Origin of the sequence: Bacillus sp. JJ722 (assembly GCF_036963345.1) — a bacterium.
In the GTDB taxonomy this organism is placed as follows: Bacteria; Bacillota; Bacilli; order Bacillales; family DSM-1321; genus Bacillus_AD.
Window position 1 is genome coordinate 1 of the sequence record NZ_JBALMO010000334.1, and the last position, 4,015, is coordinate 4,015.

Annotated in this window: 6 protein-coding genes and 1 pseudogene; 3 read left to right on the forward strand and 4 right to left on the reverse strand. The window is 31.3% G+C overall.

The features are described from left to right. Positions 1-300: 300 nt before the first annotated feature. Positions 301-699 carry a GNAT family N-acetyltransferase gene (locus V7014_RS25405; protein WP_335511609.1) on the reverse strand — a complete coding sequence of 133 codons (399 nt, stop codon included), beginning with the start codon at positions 697-699 and terminating at the stop codon, positions 301-303. A 222-nt stretch (positions 700-921) separates the two neighbouring features. Beyond that, positions 922-1,122, reverse strand: a pseudogene (locus tag V7014_RS25410) (L,D-transpeptidase); the annotation flags it as partial. Positions 1,123-1,187: 65 nt separating this feature from the next. On the opposite strand from V7014_RS25410, the gene V7014_RS25415 reads away from it, so the two are divergent. Next, positions 1,188-1,736 (forward strand): hypothetical protein, encoded by a 549-nt coding sequence (locus V7014_RS25415; protein ID WP_335511611.1) that lies wholly within the window; start codon positions 1,188-1,190, stop codon positions 1,734-1,736. 213 nt (positions 1,737-1,949) lie between these two features. Here the strand turns inward: V7014_RS25415 and V7014_RS25420 are convergent, their stop codons facing one another. Continuing rightward, a complete protein-coding gene (locus V7014_RS25420; RefSeq protein ID WP_335511613.1) occupies positions 1,950-2,474 on the reverse strand; it encodes a hypothetical protein in 525 nt (174 codons plus the stop codon). 106 nt (positions 2,475-2,580) lie between these two features. Here V7014_RS25420 and V7014_RS25425 point away from each other — a divergent pair, with 106 nt between their 5' ends. Then, positions 2,581-2,739, forward strand: coding sequence for a hypothetical protein (locus V7014_RS25425; RefSeq protein WP_335511615.1), 159 nt, complete (start codon positions 2,581-2,583; stop codon positions 2,737-2,739). 151 nt (positions 2,740-2,890) lie between these two features. On the opposite strand, the gene V7014_RS25430 is transcribed toward V7014_RS25425, so the two are convergent. Further along, complete coding sequence (locus V7014_RS25430; RefSeq protein WP_335511617.1) at positions 2,891-3,394, reverse strand: hypothetical protein; 504 nt, start codon at positions 3,392-3,394, stop codon at positions 2,891-2,893. A 348-nt stretch (positions 3,395-3,742) separates the two neighbouring features. Between V7014_RS25430 and V7014_RS25435 the strand changes: the two genes are divergently transcribed. Further along, entirely contained in the window at positions 3,743-3,943 is a 201-nt protein-coding gene (locus tag V7014_RS25435; protein WP_335511619.1) for an XtrA/YqaO family protein, read from the forward strand. Positions 3,944-4,015: the final 72 nt, after the last annotated feature.

Sequence of the window (4,015 nt, forward strand, 5' to 3'; positions counted from 1 at the left end):
ATGACAAAATGTTATATTGAAATTCTTATCTTTTGTTATAGTGTGCAGAGATAATAAAGTTGTTTAATTTACAATAAAGTTGTTTAAAAAATAATATAGTTGTTTAAAAATCCTTATTGCACTAACGGGGCAGATTAGTTCAATAAGGAATTAAAATAAGAACTTGTAGCTTCTGAAGAAATGAAAATATGAAAGATTTTAAATACAAAGTAGACTCTGTAATGCAGAGGTAGAAAGATATTATAATTCATTTTGTAGATTTGAAATAAAGTCGTACTGTTTAAATTAAAGATTGTTCGTTTATTTTTCAAATTTACTAATGTAGACGCCTGGTGCAACCATAAGATCTCTAACAAATTGAAAGCCATTTTTCAAATATAAATTTTTAGCAGGGACATTATCTTTTCCAGTCGAGACTTTTATAATAGTACATTTCTGATTAATTTCCTCTAAATTATCTAACAGCATTTGTGCAATTCCTTTTCGGAAATGGTTTGGATGGACGACCATTCGACAAATTGTCAATTCCTCCCCTTCAATTGTAAAAGAAAGGGCACCTGCAAGCTCGTCCTCTTCAAAATATCCTAAAAAGGTTTCACCACATTGTTGAAATTCTTCAAAAGATTCTTTTAGGGGTGGAAGATCGAAAAAACCAATTAACTCTGCTTCAACATAAATAAGAAGCTCGTTGCAATTCAAATAGTTTCGTAAGTGTAGTGATATTTTGAAAATCAATTATTTTAATCAAGATTACCAATCCTTTTTTATTAGTATAGTAGTCCACATTTTTTTCTGTTTAAACTATACCTTCAATTATCTGAATATTCAATAGAAAATTACAAAATAGCTTGAAACAAAAATTTGATATTTTGAGAGAGTGTTTCACCGAAGAGGAAATAAGTGAATTATGCGCATTAATTTTTTTGACAAACCCATCCAAAGTACTCCGAATGGTCCGCCGGGATTAGGTTGTTTATTAATAATTTTTTATGTCCCAGAAGGGGTTGGTGATAATATTTTCCCAACTGCAATTGGGTAAGTTTTTATAAGTCTGTTTGCATCAAAAAGTTTTAATTGATGTCGTGATGTTGATACGTCAATCCATTTCAGGTTCAACTCCATTTTTTTGAATATTGTATGAAGTAACTCAGGTATTAGTTAACTAACAGGGGTTGATTAAGCAGTTAATGAAAACAGAAAGAAAAAAACAGCTTAATGAACAATTCGTAGATTTTGTGAAACAGATGGTGAAGAAGCCTTATAAAACGCTCCAGCTTTTTTACAATATCAACACAATAATATTTGAGCTACATAAGAAAAAAAAACCTAGACCTAGAGTTGGTAAAATGGAACAACCACAAAATAGCACTGATAAAAAAAGTAAAGAAATTGTAGAACTAGAAAAAGAGGTTGCCATTGGACTTTGGATTCAAGTAATTGGTCAAATTATTGAGATTAAAGGCTTAACAGGACTTTTGATTCTTGAAGATGATTCTAATCAAATTGGCGAACAGCAAATTCTAACAGGAGTTTGGATTAGGACGATTGGTTCAATTTTAGAGGCAATTTCAGTAACAAAGCAGATAAGTGAAACAGATTTAACAAGACTTCTACAAGAGCAAAAAATTGCAATTACTGGAGATCTACTAAGTTCAATTGGTTCAGCATTAGAAGTAAATGGTGGAATTCTAGTACTTGAAGAAGAACAAATAAAAGCTCCTCGGATCATTCCGTAAAAAATAGAAGACCCTTTTCATTAAATAAATAACCAACACTAAATAGTGCTGGTAAAAAAGGAGTAAATGTAAGGAAATGGTTTTTCATTATATGAGAATACAAGAGTTTTAATTATATGCTTGTCCTAATTTTAAAAGAAATAGATGCTCCTAATGAAAAAAAGCATCTATAGGGGAGGCTCTCTGAAGAGAACCTTGAGCATATTAATGTATTTATTTGTCAGTCACGTTAATTATTAACGTATCAAAAATCTTTTGATCAATATAGACAAGTAGAGCCCATTTTCCTGGTTTGGGTAATAAAACGGTTGATAGCATGGTTGCATCTGCTCCATATAACGCACCTGCTGCGAATTCTGTAGTGTAACCAGTTCTTAATATAGGTGCTTTCGTAGATGTTTCTTGATGATAAGCAACAATGGTAAAGTATCCGTGTGATTTCCCAAAAAAGTGCCATAACCATTTGTCTATTTTTTCTGCTTGAAGTTCTCGACCGATATAGCCTACTTTATTTGGATTACCTAATATGTCACTCGGCCCATTTGAACCGATTTTTGTAACCATTTTACTCCAATCAACTTGTTTGAAATCGGCGTCTTTTACAAAGCTAGGTAAATCGTTTGTTTGATTTTTTATGACAGGCTGGGCTTTTTCGGTTCCTTGCTCCTTATTAGTAGAGCAACCACTAATAACAAAAAAACACAATATGAGCATTACAAATAATATTTTTACTTTCAAAAGTAATTACCTCCTTAAAAATAAGACGATTATAAAGGAGGATAAGTTACAAATATAGGAAATTCAGAGAAACACAAGGCTGATTATGTAGTACTGGGAGGGAATTATGTTTAAAGTTAAGCGTTTTGATAACGATAAAGTTGTGTATACAGTTTATGCAACTCAAGAAACACCATTTGGTGTATTAATGTTTTTAGTATTCACACTCGGAAAGTGGATGTGGATTCCAGCAGATGAATTTGTACCAATTGATTATGAAGATTAGGATACACAAGGTTGATTATGTAATACAAATATTGAAATAAGGAACTGTTGATATTTATAAAGGACGTAATCTAGTCAAGATACTTAACTCGACTAGATTACAGCATATTTAATATTTTTTCGATGTGTATTTTGATTTCGCGATATTTAATTTACTGAATAAATCTAATTGCTGATAAAGTAGAAGGGTTAGTTGCAATTACATTAGGCTGAAATGATTCCACTAAAACTCTGTATCTTACTTCAAATAGTTGGTTTGTTACGACGTCTATGTGTGAAAATGGAATTTGAGTAGCATTGTCATCACCTTCAGAATCAATTACGAAGGCTTGAGTGTAAATTGTTTCAGGATTTGATAGAAGAGGAGCTGTTCTTACAATCCGTAAAGATATATTCGCAAAATTAGGAGTAGTGTTAATTAAGCTAATAATACCACTTAATAATACTCTGTCTCCAGCTTTGACAGTACTAAAACTAATTGTTAATAGTGGGACGGGAGGAATAGGAGATTGTGGTAACGGTATGATTGTGAGTTCACTTATTTCATCGAATTGAAATTCAATATTAGATGGATTGATTGGACTTTGAGAACATTGTTTTGTTTTAACACAACAACAAGGATTTTTACCACAATTGCATTTGGAGTAATAAGACATTAAAAAACCTCCTTTTAATAATGATACAGTATTATATTTAAAATAGTAGTTTTTTGAAATGATAGAAAAGCCTTTTTACAGGTTTGAATAATAGGAAACAAAAGAGTAAGCGAAGTTAGTAGGAGGAAAATTCAAGCTAGGGGATGAGGTAATGAAACTATCTAAATCTTATTGTCCTAAATGTAAATATGAAACCTTTAGTCGAACTAAGAAAATTACTAGAATTAGATTTACATGTGGTTGTAATTGGTCAATGCCAGTAGAGCATGTAAGTCATTTATAACAATAAAAAAAGCCAGGAATCCCTTCCCAGCGTCGCAGCTTAATTATACCACAGGAGGAGATTCTATGAGACTAAAAGATATCGAGATTAACCCTAGGACAATGAGACTGGAAGTTGATATTCTGGATCTTCCGAAAAGCTGTGTAATCGTTATTTGTGATGGAAAAGCAAAATTAAGATATTTACCAGATCATGGTGAATATAGAATAGTTACTCATCAAGGGAAAGTTAAAAGAATGAGAAAGGAAGAGGGTGAAGAATTTTAAAATTTTATCAAAAAATACAAATTCACTTTAAAAAATATGGGAAAAAGTATAAAATTTAAATAAGACATATAC